Source organism: Paenibacillus sp. NPDC058071 (assembly GCF_042885235.1).
Taxonomy (GTDB): Bacteria; Bacillota; Bacilli; order Paenibacillales; family Paenibacillaceae; genus Pristimantibacillus.
This window is the reverse complement of sequence record NZ_JBHVSK010000003.1, coordinates 23137-40096: the sequence shown is the minus strand read 5'-3', so window position 1 is coordinate 40096 and position 16960 is coordinate 23137. Positions and strand designations below refer to the sequence as shown.

Here is a 16960-nt window from a genome sequence, read left to right as displayed (position 1 = left end):
AGCTAACTGAGCTAACTGAGCTAACTGAGCTAACTGAGCTAACTGAGCTAACTGAGCTAACTGAGCTAACTGAGCTAACTGAGCTAACTGAGCTAACCGAGCCAACTGAGCTAATTGAGCAAATCGAGCTAACCGAACTAACTGAGCTAACCGAGCTAGCCCTGCCAACCAATCACATACGCTCAAGCTATTGTGAGCAGCTCAGCTAAGCAACTAAGAAGCGCTGCCGACCGACGGGTCCGTGTTTGCTTTTCCTTTGCCGGCGGAAGGCTTGCGTCTGCCGTGAGGTACGATCATCGGCGTTCCGTAGACGGGATCGGGAATGACATCCGCCTTTAGGTGAAACACCTCTTTGATCATGTTGGCGTCCACGACCGCTTCAGGAGCGCCTTCGGCCATAATTTTGCCTTCTTTGACGGCGATAATATGATCAGCATAGCGGCATGCGAGGTTAATGTCGTGAAGAACCATGACGATCGTGCGATTGTCCTTCTCGTTCATCTCCTGCAGCAAATCGAGCACCTCGATCTGATGCGTCATGTCGAGGTAGGTGGTCGGTTCATCTAGCAAAATGATGCCGGTTTGCTGCGCCAGCGTCATCGCGATCCAAGCACGCTGCCGCTGACCGCCGGACAAAGAGCCGACCGAACGCTCCGCCAACTGCTCCATATTGGTAGCGCGAAGCGCATCGCGCACGCTGGTCTCGTCCTCCTTCGACCATTGCTGCAGCCAGCTTTGATAAGGATAGCGCCCCTGCTTCACAAGCTGCAGCACCGTCAAGCCTTCAGGCGCGACCGGCCCTTGCGGGAGCAGGCTGAGCTGCTTGGCGGCCGTCTTCGCCGGCATCGTCGTCAAGTCCTTGCCGTCGAGCGTGATTTCGCCGTGTGTCGGCTTCAACAAGCGAGCCAGCGAACGGAGAAGCGTCGATTTGCCGCAGCCGTTGCTGCCGATCAAGACGGTGACTTTGCCCTCGGGTATTGTGATATTCAATTGATCGAAAATGTACGTTCCCCCGTAGGCAAGCGTCATTTCTTTCGCTTCAAGCAAGCTCATGGAAGTGCTCCTCCTGCATCTGTTATTGATTTCGGTGTCTGTACAGCAAGTATAAGAAGAATGGCGCACCAATAACAGCTGTGAATACGCCTGCTGGAATATCAAGCGGTGCAAAAAGCGTCCGTGCGGCCAAATCAGCAACGAGCAGAATGAGAGCGCCGATTAGCGCACTCACCGGCAGCAGCGTTCCGAAGGACGAGCCGACCAGTCTTCGCGCCATGTGAGGCGCCATCAGGCCAATAAAAGCGATCGCTCCGCCGATGGCAACAGCCGAACCGGCGAGCGCAACGCTGAGCAACAGCAGCAGCAGTCGGTGGCGCTGCACATTAGCGCCAGCGCTGCCCGCGACTTCGTCGCCAAGCGCTTGCACATTGACATGTCTGGCCATAAGCCAAGTCAGCGGCAGCAGGATAATTAGCCACGGCAGCAGCGTGTAGACGTCTTTTTCCCAAGATACGCCGTAAATGCTGCCGGTCATAAACGTTAGCGATCGGCTGGCCAGAAAGAACGGCGCAGAAATCAGAAACATATACGAAATGGATTTAATAGCCGCCGACAGTCCGGTGCCGATCAGCACCATGCGGAGCGGCGACGCTCCATTTTTCCATGCGAGTACATAGAGCAGCGCCGTTACAAGAAAGGCGCCAATAATGGCGGCCACTGGCATCCATTGAATGGACAGCCGTTCGTTCAAGAAGAAGATGAACAGCACGGTGCCTAGCGAAGCGCCCTCCGTTACTCCGGTGACATCCGGCGATGCGAGCGGGTTGCGAATCAATCCCTGCAGCACCGCGCCCGCCGAAGCAAGAGCCGCTCCGACCAGCAGAGCGATGATGATGCGCGGAAGGCGAAGCTTCAATACGATGACGTCATGCATCGGATTGCCATAGCCCAATATCGATTGAATGACATCAAGCGGGGCTATATATTTGCTGCCAATGCCGGTACTGATGACGACTCCAGCCGCGCACGCAACGATTAAGGCGGCGATGATCCAGAGCGATCGCCCTTCCAGCAGATAACTTAACTTCGGTTTGTCCAATCGGATCGATTTGTATTTGCTCATGCTGTTCGACGTCCTTTCCGTGCAATGTAAACGAAGAAGGGAACGCCGAGAACAGCCGTCATAACGCCAACTGGCACTTCTTTCGGCATGGCGATGTAGCGAGAAGCAATATCGGCCACTACTAGAAGAATGGCACCAAGCACTGCGCTGTAAGGGATAACCCATCGATAATCAGTTCCTACCAGAAAACGAACGATATGCGGAATCATCACGCCGACGAAGGCGATTGGTCCGGCAACGGCAACGGAAGCGCCCGCCAGCAGAATAACGGCGGCGGAAGAGAGCCATTTCACCATTGCGGTTCGTTGCCCCAGCGTCTGAGCGATCTCGTCGCCCATGCTCAGCACGTTGAGATGGCGAGACATGGCGAGAGCGATAAGGAGGCCGACGGCCATATAAGGCAATACGCTGGTCAGCATCGCCATGCTGCGTCCAGCCACTGAGCCGACAAGCCATACGAGCACCTGATCGAACATTTTGCCGCTGGAAAGCATAAAGCCTTGCGTGAGCGAGGCGAAAAAGGCGGCGATCGAAGAGCCAGCAAGCGTAATCTTAATCGGTGTCATGCCATCGCGCCCGATGCTTCCGAGTACGAATACGATGGCGCCGCTGATGGCGGCGCCGGCCAGTGCAAATAGGACGAGCGAGTGCATGCCGCTGAAGCCCAGCCAGCCTGAAGCAATAACTACCATAAAAGAAGCGCCGGAATTGACGCCGAATATGCTTGGGGATGCGATGGGGTTGCGGGTAATGACCTGCATAACCGCACCTGCGACGGCGAGACATGCGCCGACTGCGGCGGCGATCAGCGCCCGCGGAAGCCGGGTCGTCTGAATGACGAGATGCTGCTGCGAGGCGGCATCGTAGTGGGTGAACGAATCGACAATTGCCGCAAGCGGTATGTCGGTAACGCCGAAAATAATGCTGCAGACCAAAGCGGCGGCGAGCATGATGAGAGAAAATAGTAGTCCTGTGATCCGAAGCAAAATAGCCGACTCCTTGCTTAAAAAGGTGCGTGATTTACTTCTATTAATATTAGAGGAGACGCATGTCTCTGTCAACGACTATGATAATCGTTCTCAAAATAACGTTTGACTTCTGTCCTTAACGTCCCTATAGTTGTTTATTGAGAATAATAATCATCAGGGGGATTACGAATGAGATCAGCACTGAAAAACAAAAAAACGATGTGGCTCGCGCTTTGCAGCATTGTACTGGCAATTATGGTTGCAGGCTGCGGCAGCTCGAATAATAATGCACCTGTTAAAGATGGGAATGGAGCTTCAAACGGAGCTGATTCCGGAAGCAACGACGTTCGCGTAGTTAAGCATGCGATGGGCGAAACGGAAATTAAAGGAACGCCTCAGCGCGTTGTTGTACTGACGAATGAAGGCACGGAAGCGGTACTGGCGCTCGGCATTAAGCCTGTAGGCGCGGTGAAGTCGTTCACGAACGGCAAGTGGCATCCTCACATCGAGGCGGAAATGGAAGGCGTTGAAATGGTTGGAGAGGAAGGTCAGCCTAACCTGGAGCTGATTGCAGGCTTGCAGCCCGACCTGATTCTGGCGAACAAAATGCGCCATGAGAAAATCTACGAGCAGCTGAAGGCAATTGCGCCGACGGTAGAATCGGAAACGCTGCGCGGTGAATGGAAAAACAACTTCAAGCTGTATGCCGAAGCGCTTGGCAAGCAAGCGGAAGGCGATCAACTGCTCGCCGACTTCGACGCACGAATTGATGAGTTCAAATCGCTGGCTGGCGACAAGCTGAACGAAACAGTATCTTTCGTTCGCTTCATGGGCGGAAAAACGCGCGTTTACCATACGGATACTTTCTCCGGTATCATTGCGAGCCAAATCGGCCTTGCCCGCAACGAGATGACGAAAAATGCAAAGGATACGTTCGTAGACGAAATTACGAAAGAGCGTCTTCCTGAAGTCGACGCCGACCGCATCTTCTACTTCACGTATGAGACGGGAGACGGCAAAGCAGGCGATCAAGAGAAAGAATGGACGAACGATCCGCTTTGGACGGGCCTGAACGCCGTAAAAGCTGGACACGCCTACCGCGTTGACGACGGCATCTGGAATACGGCAGGCGGTATTAAAGCAGCCAACCTGATGGTTAGCCAGCTGGCCGAAATCTATGAGATCAAACTGACAAAGTAAATTTCACGATAAACAAAAAGCCCCGAAAACGGCACAAACCGTTTTTCGGGGCTTTTTGTTTAAGCCGAAATAGCGAACATGAGTGCGAAATAACCAAATGCCGAGCAGAGCAGCCCCATCGCTAAAGCAGGAGCAAGACGGTTGCTCCGATACATGCGGATGAAGCCAACAAGCATGACTAGAGCGGCGGCCGCCATGAGCAATCCGGACCAATCCGGGCGCAGCTTCAAGGCGAGATCAGGGCTGAAGCTCCCTTGAAAAAGTCCGGTAAACCACGAGGAAGGCGCTGTGCTTTGCAGTGTGTCCTTGACGTTATGCGGCGGAGCCTGTTGACCGAGCACAGCCGATGCGGCGAACAGCAGAAAGGCGATTGCGCTCTCCGCCTTGAACCAGGGCTGCGGATTGAAGCTGCTGTCTTTCGCCATCCAGATCCGATAGCCGAAACCGTTCGAGAAAGCGAACAGCAACAAAGGCAGCAGCAGCAAATGTTTAATAAGCAAGGTTTGACCATAGGGAAGCATCCATGCGTTGACATATTCCGGCGTTGTAAAGGACATCAGCACGAGCCCCGCTGCCAGCGTAATGAGAAAGCAGACGACAGCAAGCGGGGAGAACCAGCTTAAAAATCGTTGCCAGTTGTTGTCTGCACCAACAGAGAACCAGCTGGCCACAAGCAAAATGCCGATCCATACGGAGACGGCCAGAAAATGCACCGAATGGACAATCAGCCCTTTCGTTCCGTATAGCGAGGAGGCGTGGCTCGCGTAACCAAGCCATACGATCAGCAGCCCCGTAATAAACAGGCCAACCTTCGGCATATGCTTGTCATCCCGGAAAGAACGCAGTCCGAGGATTGCCGCCAGTCCGAGCGAAGCGATCAGCGTCCAAATCCAAGCCTTGCCGGATTTGATATCGAGCAAAATGCTTTTCACCATCGTTCCGTAGGGCGTTTCAAATTCTGTGCCGAATTGTACGGCCAACTGATGAATGGGCACATAGCTTAATAGCGGTATGGCAATTGCGCAGGCGAACAACAATCCGTTCGGCACGCGCAGCTCGGGCCGTCTATTCTCGGGTACGAGACGCAGCAGGAAGGTGCCCGTCAATATAGCAAAGCAAAGATAGAGAAGCGCTTCGCTGACATAAATCATGGCTTGCGGCCCTTCTTCCGGAAGAAGAAGATCGAAGCGCCAGCTACTACGATTAAGGCGACGGCGGCGAGAAACAGTTTCGAATTATCGCTCATGCCCGATCCGCCCTTGGTGTCGTCATGCGTCTCGGAGGCGTCTGTCGAAGGTGGAGGCGAAGGAGAGACGTTGTTCTCGTCGTTCGCAGGCTCGCCAGCCTCTTCCGGCGGGGCGGTCTCGTTCGGCGTTTCGGCAGCGGGAGCTTCCGTTTGCACCGGCTCTTCTGCTGCCATATGAAAGGCATACTCGCCAGATACGGAATGGCTGTCAGCGCCGATAATTGTCCATTTCACGGTATAAGACCCGTTAGGAAGCGGCGCATCGATTGAACCGCTCATTGTACGATCGTCCACTTCCGCCTTTCCGGTGGCCATCGCTTCCCCGGCGTCGTTCAGCACCTTGAAGTTGCTTAACTTCTCAATATGCGTGTTGAACGTCATTTCAATTCTCTCCGGCGACACGGAAAGTGTCGAACCATCGGCCGGCTCCGAGCTCTCTAGCTTGGAGTGGGCAAGAGCAACGCTCGGAAGCAGCAAGAGCGCGGCAAGACAAAGCAGCAGTATACGTTTCATCCATAGTCCTCCAGTCGGCTTGTTCTATATTTTTATTGCATTATATCAGATTAAAGGCTGGCGCGAGCGGACAAAATCCCGAAAACGATTGCGTCTTTATGAACAATTGCAGAGCGAAAGAGAATGCGTTTGAGGGAAGAAAATGTAAGCTTATGCCGCATATCGGAGAGCGAGGAGCGAATAAACATAAATAACGATGGCTTGAAGCCTGCGGGATCCGGCATTTAAAGGAGGTGCGCCTGCCGCTCGGCGAGACAGACGGCCGGGACGGCGGGGACAGGTTTGGGCGACCCTTTACCGTTGATATTGCAGCTAGTGCTTATTTTGTTCCTCGTGTTTATGAACGGTTTCTTTGTTGCGGCGGAATTCGCCATGGTGAAGGTGCGAGACAGCCGGATCGATACGCTTGCCGCGGCAGGGCATAAGAAAGCCCGGCTGGCCGCCCGGTTAACGGGCAATCTGGACGCGTACCTGTCCGCCTGTCAGCTGGGCATTACAATCGCCTCGCTTGGTCTAGGTTGGATTGGGGAGCCTGCGATTAAAGACTTGATCGAGCCTTGGTTTCTGGCTCTCGGCTTCAGGAACGAGACGCTTCTCCATACAATCTCCTTCATCATTGCGTTCTCTTTTATTACCGTTCTGCACATTGTACTGGGCGAGCTCGCCCCCAAAACGATGGCCATCCGCAAGGCTGAGAAAATAACGCTGCTGACGGCGAGGCCGCTAATCGTATTTCATAAAGCGATGTACCCGTTTATATGGCTGCTTAACGGGCTTGCGGGCTGGCTGCTGCGCCGGTTCGGGCTCGAGCAGGCGTCGGAGCATCATTCGGCGCACACCGAGGAAGAGATCCGAATTCTCGTGCAGGAAAGCCATAAGAGCGGTCTGATCGACAAGACAGAGATGACGCTTGTCGACAATATTTTCGACTTTGCCGAAACGACGGCGCGAGAAATTATGATCCCGCGAACGGAAATGATTTGCCTTTACGTCCAGTTGACGCTGGAGGAGAATAAGCGGATTGCGCTTGAAGAAATGCGGACTCGGTACCCGGTATGCGAAAGCGACAAAGACAATATTATCGGCTTTATTCATATAAAAGACATGCTGAAAGACACGACAAGCAGCTTAACCGACATCCGGCAAATTACGAGACCGATTACGACCGTACCCGAATCGATGCAAATCAGTTTATTGCTCAAGCTGATGCAAAAAAGGAAAACGCAAATTGCGATTCTGATCGACGAGTACGGGGGGACGTCCGGGCTGGTAACTTTGGAAGATATAATGGAAGAAATAGTCGGCGAAATTCAAGATGAGTTTGACGAAGAGCGGCCGGAAGTGGAGAAAAAAGACGAGCAAACCTACTCGATCAGCGGTTTGATGCTAATTGAAGAGGTGAACAGCTACTTCGGATTATCGATCGGCAGCGACGATTACGATACGATTGGCGGCTGGCTGGGCTCCCAGGTCGATATTCCGCCCAAAAACGGCCAGCGGGTCGAGTTGGGTGAGACGGCTGCATTCGCCGTCGAGGAAATCGATCATTACCGGATTTCGCGCATTACGGTGTTAAAAAACGATGCGGCAGGCAAGCAGACTGGAGCCGAGCTCAAACAAAGCGCAAAAAGCGAGTAGCGAGCGCAGCGCGCCTATATGCAAAAAAAGCTATTCCTATGGACCGAAGGATGGACCATGGAATAGCTTTTTTAACGTTTAGCCGATGCTGCCGGCCGCTTCTGCGTAAACGGCTGGATCGATTTTACGAACGCGATCGATCGTGCCGCCGCCGAGACAGACATTTCCATCGTAGAGGACGACCGCTTGACCCGGCGTAATCGCCTTTTGCGGCTTGTCAAAGACGATGTTGGCCTCGCCGTTCGGAAGCAGCGTAACCGTAACGCCTTGATCCTGCTGCCGGTAACGGAATTTAGCCGAGCAATGGAAGGTCTGATCCGGCGAAGTCGGCCCAATCCAGTTGAAGCCGCTCGCTGTCAGGCCAACCGAGTACAGGCTTGGATGATCCTCGCCCTGCACGACATACAGCACGTTGCGCTCCAAATCCTTGTCCGCGACGAACCAAGGCTCGCCGTTGCCGGAGCCGCCGATGCCAAGACCTTGACGCTGTCCGAGCGTGTAGTACATCAGCCCGTCATGGCGCCCTTTTTTCTCGCCGCTGCGCACGTCGATCATGTCGCCCGGCTGCGCAGGCAGGTAATGGCCCAGAAACTCTTTGAAATTGCGCTCGCCGATAAAGCATACGCCAGTGCTGTCTTTCTTCTTCGCTGTGTACAAGCCGGCCTCTGCGGCGATGCGGCGAACTTCCGGTTTCGGCAAATGGCCGATTGGAAACATCGCTTTCGCCAGCTGCTGCTGGTTCAGGGCGCTAAGGAAATACGTTTGGTCCTTGTTGCCGTCGACGCCGCGCAGCAGCTTCGTCTCGCCGTCCGCCGTCCGTTCGACTCTGGCGTAATGGCCGGTGGCCAAATAATCGGCGCCCAGCTCGTTCGCTTTTTGCAGAAAATCGCCGAACTTGATTTCCCGGTTGCACATCACATCCGGGTTAGGCGTCCGACCGCGCTTGTATTCGTCAAGGAAGTAGGTAAACACCTTATCGAAATACTGCTTCTCAAAATTGACCGTATAATAAGGGATGCCGATCTGGTCGCAGACGCGGCGAACGTCTTCCGCGTCCTCTTCTGCCGTGCAATGACCGAATTCATCGGTGTCGTCCCAGTTTTTCATAAATATGCCGACTACGTCGTAACCCTCTTGCTTCAGCAGGAGAGCGGTAACCGACGAGTCCACGCCGCCCGACATGCCGACGACGACTCTCGTCTGCTCTTTCGGTTTTACCATCTATCGCACCGCCTTTGTCTTTCATCCGTCGTGCCTGATAGGCTCATATAGCCTTCAAGCTTCGTATTATTGTAACATAGAAGAAAAACTTTTTCATGAACTTGCAACCTTTTCTCGCCTATTGGCGTCGCTTTATGTTAACATAGATGTGATATGGGAATACCATGATTTAACGACCTATGGAATCTTTCACATAAGAATGGAAAATGAGAAGTGAGGTGCCCCAATTGAAAATTTCGACGAAAGGCCGTTACGGGCTTACAATTATGATGGAGCTGGCGGCTAAATTTGGCGAAGGCCCAATCTCGCTCAAGAGCATTGCAGAGCGGAATCAGCTTTCCGAACACTATTTGGAGCAGTTAGTAGCGCCGCTCAGAAATGCGGGTCTTGTGAAGAGTATCCGTGGCGCATACGGCGGGTACATTCTGTCGAAGGAGCCGGAAACGATTACGGCCGGCGACGTCATTCGCATTTTGGAAGGGCCGATTTCTCCGGTCGACTTTACCGAGGAGGACGATCCGGCCAAGCGCGACCTGTGGCTGCGCATCCGCGACAGCATTGCGGGAGTGCTAGATTCCACGACGCTTGCCGATCTGGTCAACTATCAGGACGGCGGAAAAGTAGACAACTACATGTTTTACATTTAATGTGTTATAGTATTACGGCGGATTTAACGCCGCACAACGAGATGACGAACAGAACCAGACCCGCGGATTCGACTTCAGACTCCGGCGGTTCTGGTTTATTCCATAATGGAACGTTTTCGTAACTGAACGATTTGAGGGATTGCGATGCAAACAACCTATTATTTCGATCATGCGGCGACGACGCCGATGCACCCCGCTGTCGCCGAGGAAATGCTGCGCATTATGCAAGGAACGGGTGGCAATCCGTCCAGCATGCATGCTTACGGCCGGGCGGCGAAGCAGCTAATCGCGCGGGCGCGCGATACAATAGCTGCAGCTATCGGAAGCAAGTCGGCTGAGATCGTCTTTACCTCCGGCGGGACGGAAGGCGACAATATGGCGATTATCGGTGCGATCCGGGCGATGGCGCGCAAGGGACGGCGCCATATCGTTACGTCAGCAGCGGAGCATCATGCGGTTTTACATACTTGCGAATGGCTCGTCGAAGAAGGCTTTTCGGTAACGGTTTTGCCGGTTGACGAGTATGGCCGTGTGTCGCCGAAGGACGTTGCTAATGCGATGACACCGGAGACCGGTCTCGTTACGATCATGCACGCCAACAACGAAGTGGGGACACTCAATCAGGTCCTGGAAATAGGATGGATCGTGAAGGACGCCGGCGCGCTGTTCCATGTCGATGCTGTTCAATCGTTCGCCTTGACCGAATATGCAATGAGCGAATCGCCAATCGATCTAATGACGCTGTCCGCACACAAAATCAACGGACCGCAAGGCGTTGGCGCGCTCTATATCGCGAACGGCACGCCATTTGAGCCGCTAGCGCACGGTGGATCACAGGAGCGGAAACGGAGAGCGGGGACGGAAAACGTCGCCGGCATCGCCGGTTTCGCTAAAGCTGTTGACATTTGTGTGAACAATCGCAAGGAAAAGCAACATTTGCTGGAGCATTTACGTAAAGAATGGATAGACAAGCTTTCTCGCCTGGAAGGCGTGCCGATTGTGGTAAATGGCCATCCGACCGATCGGCTGCCCCATATCGCGAATATAAGCTTTATCGGCATCGATACCGAAACGATGCTGATGAATCTTGATATGGAGGGAATCGCTGCGGCGAGCGGATCTGCCTGCACGTCCGGCGCATTGGAGCGCTCGCATGTGCTGCGTGCAATGAATCTGTCGGAAGAAAGACTTCTCTCGGCCGTACGATTTAGCTTCGGTTTGGGGAATACTATGGAGGAATTGGAAGGCGCCGCGCAAAAAGTTGCAACGATTGCCGCGCGCATCCGTACTACCGTTTAGGAGGCCTCCGTCTTCAGGTGATCAAACTTCAACAATTAATCGGACTGCCGGTCATTGCCATTCATTCCGGCAAGCGGCTCGGTCAGGTCAAGGACGCATGGTTCGACGAGCATTGGAAGCTGTTGGCGCTTATTGTTGAGGATGCCAGATGGCTCGGCTCCGCGATCAAGGCGGTGGCCTGGTCGGAGGTGCTGACCTGCGGCGACGACGCGGTGCTGGTGTCCGGAGAGCAGGCGGTTATGCCTGTTAAGGCGGGCGACATCTTGCGTTCGTTTGACACAGGAGTCGTGAAGCTGAAAGACATGCCTGTCGTAACCGTGCAAGGCTCGCAATTGGGCCGGGTATCCGATGTTTATTTTTACCCTTTTCAGGGTACACAAATAGTAGGCTACGAGCTTACGGATGGTTTCATTTCGGATCTGATGGAAGGGCGCAGATGGCTGAGAGCTCCGGATGATTCGGAGGCCGTGCTGCTCGGGGAAGACGCGATTATCGTTCCTGCCGTCAGTGAAGCGGAATTGGAGCCTGTCGCAGCTTCCAATTCAGAGGATAGGGAGAAATGAAAGATGATGAAATGTCCCAACTGCAGTTCCAAAGATATCGGAAAGATCGGTTCCCACCAATTTTATTGCTGGGGCTGTTTCATTGAGCTGACGGTTAACGGCGAGAAAATGTCGGTCTACCAGGTCGAAGAAGACGGCACGCTCAGCTCGCTCGACGATTTGTTCTTCGAAGAGGAAATGCCGCAAATTCACGCCAATTAGTCGATTACGGCTCTGAGCCGACTTTCGTAACGCTTCCCGGCCCCGGGAAGCGTTATTTTTTATGCGCTGCGACGGCTTTGGGAAATGCGGAGGAAGATGGATGAACCGCGCTGCTTGTACATATACTAGAACAAGATGCGGTCACTTGCGCTTACGTTATCCTTACGTGCGAAGCTGGTGAATCAATCGATTTCGCGGGGGTGAGGGGATGGAGCGGTTCACGAAAAACCGTATTTTCGTCGGACTCGTTTATCTCATATTAGGTTTGATCGTTCTCTACTTGCTGCTGCTCGTGAAGCCGATCATCGCGCATTTGTATTTCTTTCTGAAAGCGGTCCTTGCTCCTTTTCTAATCGCCATGATTATTTCCTATGTGCTGAATCCGATCGTGACGATGCTTCATGCGCGAAGAGTGCCGAGAACGATGGCGGTATTATTGATTTACATCGTTTTTTGCGCGGCATTGGCTGTCATTCTCGTAAATGTCATTCCGATGTTTGCCGAGCAGCTGCAGGAGCTGAATCATCATGTGCCCGATCTAACGATGAGAGCCCAAAGCCTCGTCACGGATTTGAACAATACGTCCTTTCTGCCGGAAAGCTTGCGGGACGGCATCAATAAATCGCTAGTACATATGGAGAAAAAGATTTCCGAAGCGATCATCCATTTCGTCAACAATATCGGCTCGGTCATCAATGCGGTATTTATTACGTTTATTATACCGTTTCTCGCTTTCTATATATTGAAGGATTTCGACCTGTTCGAGCGGACCGTTATTACGTATGTGCCGAAATCGCACCGCAAGCATACCGTCAGGCTGCTGAAAGATATCGACGCTGCGCTTGGCAGCTATATTCGAGGACAGTTTCTTGTCTGCCTGATCGTCGGCATTCTCGCCTATATCGGCTATATGATTATCGGCGTTCCTTATCCGCTGCTGCTAGCCTCCGTTGTGTCCATTACGAACATTATTCCTTATCTAGGGCCTTTCTTTGGCGCGGCGCCGGCCGTATTGGTGGCTTCGACGATATCAGTGAAAATGGTCGTTCTCGTCATTGTCGTCAATACCGTCTGCCAAATTCTCGAAAGCAACGTCGTTTCTCCGCAAGTGGTCGGTCGTACGCTGCATATGCATCCACTTTCGATTATCTTTGCGCTGCTCGTCGGCGGGGAAGTGGCGGGCATCGTCGGGATGATTCTGGCCGTTCCGATTTTCGCGGCGCTGAAAGTCATTGTGCAGCATATTTTCGCCTACTATGTGCGCAGAAAGACCATTTGACAAACGGGAGGGCCTGTCGATATACTGGAACAAACGTTGATGAAAAAGAGTAGGCCGTAGCCCGTCCATCAGAGAGAGGACTTCTTCGCCCCCGCACAGCTCGCAAGACTGTCGGCCAGGCGTCGGGTGTGAAAGTTCTCAGGCGAAGAATGGCCGAAAGCTGCTTTCGGAGTGTGAACGAACTTCACCGGCTTGGACCCGTTAACGTCCGTATGAGGAGATTGCTTGAAGGCTGTGCAAGCCCCTTTCTTTAAAACGAAGGAAGCGGGAGGATGCGAGCCAGTCGGCAATAACCAGGGTGGTACCGCGAAATGTGAATTCGTCCCTGTCTATGACAGGGGCTTTTTTTATGTTCATTAGAAGATGGAGGGGTAATCAATGAAAGCAAGTGAAATTCGTTCCAAATGGCTCGCATTTTTCGAGAGCAAAGGACATCATATCGAGCCGAGCGCCTCGCTCGTCCCGCATAACGATCCGTCGCTTCTCTGGATCAATGCCGGCATGGCGCCTCTGAAGCCTTACTTCGACGGACGCGTCATTCCAGACAATCCGCGCATTACGAACTCGCAGAAATGCATTCGTACAAACGACATCGAGAACGTCGGCAAAACGCGCCGGCACCATACGTTTTTCGAAATGCTGGGCAACTTCTCGATTGGCGACTATTTTAAAGAAGAAGTGATCACTTGGGCATGGGAGTTTCTGACGAGCAAGGAATGGATCGGCTTTGATCCAGAGCGCTTGTCCGTTACCGTCTACACCGAGGACGAAGAGGCGCTCAAGCTGTGGAACGAGAAAATCGGCGTGCCGCTGGAGCGCATCTACAAGCTGGAAGAGAACTTCTGGGATATCGGCGAAGGCCCTTGCGGACCTTGTACCGAAATTTTCTACGACCGCGGCGACAAGTACGGCGATCTTAATGATCCGGAATGCTGGCCGGGCGGCGAGAACGAGCGTTTCCTCGAAGTGTGGAACCTTGTCTTCTCGCAATTCAACCATAATAAAGACGGCAGCTACACGCCGTTGCCGAACAAAAACATCGATACGGGCGCGGGTCTCGAACGGTTCGCTTCCATTTTGCAAGACGTCGATTCGAACTTTGACACCGATCTGTTCATGCCGATTATTGGCCGCACCTGCGAAATCGCCGGCGTGAAATACCATGTCAATGACGAGCATGACGTAGCGCTGAAAGTAATCGCCGACCATATTCGTACCGTGACGTTCGCGGTAGGCGACGGAGTTATGCCGTCCAACGAGGGCCGCGGTTACATTATCCGCCGTTTGCTCCGCCGCGCTGTCCGCTACGGAAAAACGTTGGGCGTCGACCGTCCATTCCTGTATGAACTGACGGCGGTTGTGGGCGATGTAATGGGCGTCTACTATCCGGAGGTAGTGGAGAAGCGCGAATTCATCGAGCGCGTCATCCGCACGGAAGAAGAGCGGTTCCATGAGACGCTGTCGGAAGGACTTGCGCTGCTGTCCGAACTGGTGAAGTCAGCAGGCAAAGACGGCATCAAGGAAATCGGCGGAGACGACGCGTTCAAGCTTTACGACACGTACGGCTTCCCGTTCGACTTGACCGAAGACTTCGCTGCAGAGAACGGCATGACGGTCGACCGGGCAGGCTTCGACGCCGCGATGGAAGCACAGCGCGAACGTGCGCGCGCCGCTCGCCAAGATACGGGCAGCATGAAGGTGCAAGGCGGTCCGCTCGCCGATTTCACGATTAAAAGCGAGTTTGTTGGCTATAATGAACTGGTAACAGCGTCCAAAATTACGGCTGTCGTGCTGAACGACGAGCTTGTAGATTTGGCGGGAGAAGGCAGCAAGGTGCTCGTTCTGCTCGACCGCACGCCGTTCTACGCCGAAAGCGGCGGTCAAATCGGCGATCGCGGCACAATTACCGGCAAAGGCTTCACGCTGCAGGTAGAAGATGTCACGAAAGCGCCGCATGGCCAAAACGTGCATCATGCGGTCGTTGTCAGCGGAACGCTGCGCTCCGGCGAGACGGCGGAAGCAGCTGTAGCCCGTTCGGTTCGCGAAGATATTGTGAAAAACCATACGGCAACCCACTTGCTGCATAAAGCGCTCAAGGAAGTGCTCGGCGACCATGTCAACCAGGCGGGCTCGCTCGTTGAGCCGGATCGTCTGCGCTTCGACTTCTCGCACTTCGGCAGCATTACGGCTGAGGAGCTTGCGGACATCGAGCGTCGCGTGAACGAGCAAGTATGGCTCGGCACGCCGGTTGTGATTCAGAGCAAGCCGATTGCCGAGGCGAAAGCGATGGGCGCGATGGCGCTGTTCGGCGAGAAATACGGCGATGTCGTTCGCGTGGTGCAGGTTGGCGATTACAGCATCGAGCTGTGCGGCGGCTGCCATGTCTCGAATACGTCGCAGATCGGTCTGTTCAAGCTGCTCGGCGAGAGCGGCATCGGTTCCGGCGTACGCCGGATTGAAGCGGTGACCGGCCGCAGTGCATACGAGTACATGGAAAGCCAATTCGATCTGCTGAAGCAAGCGTCCGCTCTGCTGAAATCGAATAACGCCGACGTTCCGAAACGGATCGAGGCGCTGTTCGGCCAAGTGAAAGAGCTCGGCCGCGAGAACGAATCGCTGCAGGCGAAGCTGAGCCGCATCGAAGCCGGTTCGCTAGAAGACCAGGCGAAGACGGCCGGTGACGTGACGGTATTGACGGCGAAGGTGAGCGCGCCTTCGATGGACGCGCTGCGTGGCATCGTAGACGAGCTGAAGCTGAAGCTTCCTTCGGCTGTCATCGTGCTTGGCGCGGTACAGGAAGACAAGGTCAATCTGGTGGCCGCCGTGTCTGCCGATCTGGTGAAAAAAGGATTCCATGCTGGCAAAATCGTCAAGGAAGCTGCTGCTCATTGCGGCGGCGGCGGCGGCGGCCGCCCGGATATGGCGCAAGCAGGGGGCAAGGACGCATCCAAACTGGACGAAGCTTTGAAACTTGCTGAAGCTATGGTTCTGAACCAATCAAATGTGATATGATAGTGATGGAAACGTTAAAATGACTGCGGATGAAAGCGAGGTGCCGGCGATGAGTTCCATGGACAACACGATGAAGTTCAGTGTAAAAGGAGAAGGGGTCGAAACCTCTTCACAAGACATTTTGCTGACGGTGCACGAAGCGCTCCTCGAGAAGGAGTACAACCCGATCAATCAGATTGTAGGGTACTTGCTGTCGGGAGATCCCGCCTATATTCCACGGCATAACAACGCCAGAAGCCTGATTCGCAAAAAAGAACGCGATGAACTCATTGAAGAGCTTGTCCGGTTTTATTTGAGCAACAAGAAATCTTGAGGATATGGAGCCGGACGAGACAATGAGAATCATGGGATTGGATTATGGCGACCGCAACATCGGCGTGGCGGTCAGCGACGCTTTCGGATGGACCGCGCAAGGTACTGGGGTCGTCCAAAAGCGCCGCGACGGCAGCGAGATGGATCGAATTGCCGAGCTCGTGCAAGAGCACGAGGTGACAGAAATCGTCGTCGGATTGCCGAAGAATATGAATAACACGATCGGTCCGCGCGGCGAGATTAGCATCGCATTCGCAGAGCAGCTGCAGAAGCAATTGAACTTGCCGGTTCACCTTTGGGATGAACGGCTGACGACCGTTTCCGCTGAACGAACGCTGTTGGAAGCGGATGTTAGCCGCAAGAAGCGAAAGCTTGTCGTGGACAAAATGGCGGCGACGCTCATTTTGCAAAATTATCTCGATTCTAAAACGAAAAGGTGAGGGTAAAGATGACAAAGGATGACATGCAGTTCGAAGAACCGGAAATTATTTATATTCCGGATGAAGACGGCAACGAAGAAGAATTCGAAGTCATCATGAAGTTCGAAGTGGACGGCTCTGATTCGAAATATATGATGGTTGTGCCGATCGCTGAAGAAAGCGACGAGGAAGAGGAAGTATACGCTTTCCGTTACGAAGAAGACGGCGACGATCTGAAGCTTTACACGATCGAAGACGAAGAGGAATGGAACATCGTCGAGGAAACGTTTAACACGCTGCTCGGCGAAATGGAGGAAGACTAG

The 16960-nt window shown here is 53.6% G+C and carries 18 protein-coding genes; 12 read left to right on the top strand and 6 right to left on the bottom strand.

Going from position 1 to position 16960, the window contains the following annotated elements:
* On the top strand, positions 1-209 hold a 209-nt coding region (locus ACFVTB_RS05670; RefSeq protein WP_387746260.1), incomplete at its 5' end, for a hypothetical protein.
* Between the two features lie 4 nt (positions 210-213).
* Here ACFVTB_RS05670 and ACFVTB_RS05665 read toward each other — a convergent pair.
* Genes ACFVTB_RS05665 through ACFVTB_RS05655 form a run of 3 tightly spaced genes read right to left on the bottom strand, consistent with a single transcriptional unit; the run spans position 214 to position 3069 of the window.
* Entirely contained in the window at positions 214-1053 is an 840-nt protein-coding gene (locus ACFVTB_RS05665; RefSeq protein WP_387746258.1) for an ABC transporter ATP-binding protein, read from the bottom strand.
* Between the two features lie 22 nt (positions 1054-1075).
* Positions 1076-2119, bottom strand: coding sequence for a FecCD family ABC transporter permease (locus ACFVTB_RS05660; protein ID WP_387746256.1), 1044 nt, complete (start codon positions 2117-2119; stop codon positions 1076-1078).
* Positions 2116-3069, bottom strand: coding sequence for a FecCD family ABC transporter permease (locus ACFVTB_RS05655; RefSeq protein ID WP_387746998.1), 954 nt, complete (start codon positions 3067-3069; stop codon positions 2116-2118). Before ACFVTB_RS05655 ends, ACFVTB_RS05660 begins: the two co-directional genes overlap by 4 nt.
* A gap of 207 nt (positions 3070-3276) precedes the next feature.
* On the opposite strand from ACFVTB_RS05655, the gene ACFVTB_RS05650 reads away from it, so the two are divergent.
* Complete coding sequence (locus ACFVTB_RS05650) at positions 3277-4287, top strand: ABC transporter substrate-binding protein (protein ID WP_387746254.1); 1011 nt, start codon at positions 3277-3279, stop codon at positions 4285-4287.
* 59 nt (positions 4288-4346) lie between these two features.
* Here the strand turns inward: ACFVTB_RS05650 and ACFVTB_RS05645 are convergent, their stop codons facing one another.
* Together ACFVTB_RS05645 and ACFVTB_RS05640 are read right to left on the bottom strand one after the other, a co-directional pair.
* Complete coding sequence (locus ACFVTB_RS05645) at positions 4347-5438, bottom strand: copper resistance D family protein (RefSeq protein ID WP_387746252.1); 1092 nt, start codon at positions 5436-5438, stop codon at positions 4347-4349.
* Positions 5435-6046 (bottom strand): copper resistance CopC family protein, encoded by a 612-nt coding sequence (locus ACFVTB_RS05640; RefSeq protein ID WP_387746251.1) that lies wholly within the window; start codon positions 6044-6046, stop codon positions 5435-5437. The genes ACFVTB_RS05645 and ACFVTB_RS05640 overlap by 4 nt, the downstream gene beginning before the upstream one ends.
* A gap of 282 nt (positions 6047-6328) precedes the next feature.
* On the opposite strand from ACFVTB_RS05640, the gene ACFVTB_RS05635 reads away from it, so the two are divergent.
* Positions 6329-7684 carry a hemolysin family protein gene (locus ACFVTB_RS05635; RefSeq protein ID WP_387746249.1) on the top strand — a complete coding sequence of 452 codons (1356 nt, stop codon included), beginning with the start codon at positions 6329-6331 and terminating at the stop codon, positions 7682-7684.
* A 78-nt stretch (positions 7685-7762) separates the two neighbouring features.
* On the opposite strand, the gene mnmA is transcribed toward ACFVTB_RS05635, so the two are convergent.
* The gene (gene mnmA / locus ACFVTB_RS05630) at positions 7763-8905 is read right to left on the bottom strand and encodes a tRNA 2-thiouridine(34) synthase MnmA (protein WP_387746247.1); all 1143 of its coding nucleotides are present in this window, start codon (positions 8903-8905) and stop codon (positions 7763-7765) included.
* A gap of 227 nt (positions 8906-9132) precedes the next feature.
* On the opposite strand from mnmA, the gene cymR reads away from it, so the two are divergent.
* The 9 genes from cymR to ACFVTB_RS05585 all read left to right on the top strand — a co-directional run bounded on the left by cymR (position 9133) and on the right by ACFVTB_RS05585 (position 16960).
* Positions 9133-9552, top strand: a complete 420-nt coding sequence (cymR, locus tag ACFVTB_RS05625) for a cysteine metabolism transcriptional regulator CymR (RefSeq protein WP_387746245.1) — start codon at positions 9133-9135, stop codon at positions 9550-9552.
* Between the two features lie 144 nt (positions 9553-9696).
* Positions 9697-10851, top strand: a complete 1155-nt coding sequence (locus tag ACFVTB_RS05620; protein WP_387746244.1) for a cysteine desulfurase family protein — start codon at positions 9697-9699, stop codon at positions 10849-10851.
* Positions 10852-10868: 17 nt separating this feature from the next.
* Positions 10869-11414, top strand: coding sequence for a PRC-barrel domain-containing protein (locus ACFVTB_RS05615; protein ID WP_387746242.1), 546 nt, complete (start codon positions 10869-10871; stop codon positions 11412-11414).
* Between the two features lie 3 nt (positions 11415-11417).
* The gene (locus tag ACFVTB_RS05610; protein ID WP_387746240.1) at positions 11418-11615 is read left to right on the top strand and encodes a hypothetical protein; all 198 of its coding nucleotides are present in this window, start codon (positions 11418-11420) and stop codon (positions 11613-11615) included.
* Positions 11616-11823: 208 nt separating this feature from the next.
* Positions 11824-12894 (top strand): AI-2E family transporter, encoded by a 1071-nt coding sequence (locus ACFVTB_RS05605; protein WP_387746238.1) that lies wholly within the window; start codon positions 11824-11826, stop codon positions 12892-12894.
* Between the two features lie 378 nt (positions 12895-13272).
* On the top strand, positions 13273-15906 hold the full coding sequence (gene alaS / locus ACFVTB_RS05600) for an alanine--tRNA ligase (protein WP_387746236.1): 2634 nt from the start codon (positions 13273-13275) through the stop codon (positions 15904-15906).
* A 49-nt stretch (positions 15907-15955) separates the two neighbouring features.
* The gene (locus ACFVTB_RS05595) at positions 15956-16219 is read left to right on the top strand and encodes an IreB family regulatory phosphoprotein (protein ID WP_387746995.1); all 264 of its coding nucleotides are present in this window, start codon (positions 15956-15958) and stop codon (positions 16217-16219) included.
* Between the two features lie 22 nt (positions 16220-16241).
* Positions 16242-16658 carry a Holliday junction resolvase RuvX gene (ruvX, locus tag ACFVTB_RS05590; protein WP_387746234.1) on the top strand — a complete coding sequence of 139 codons (417 nt, stop codon included), beginning with the start codon at positions 16242-16244 and terminating at the stop codon, positions 16656-16658.
* 8 nt (positions 16659-16666) lie between these two features.
* The gene (locus ACFVTB_RS05585) at positions 16667-16960 is read left to right on the top strand and encodes a DUF1292 domain-containing protein (protein ID WP_387746233.1); all 294 of its coding nucleotides are present in this window, start codon (positions 16667-16669) and stop codon (positions 16958-16960) included.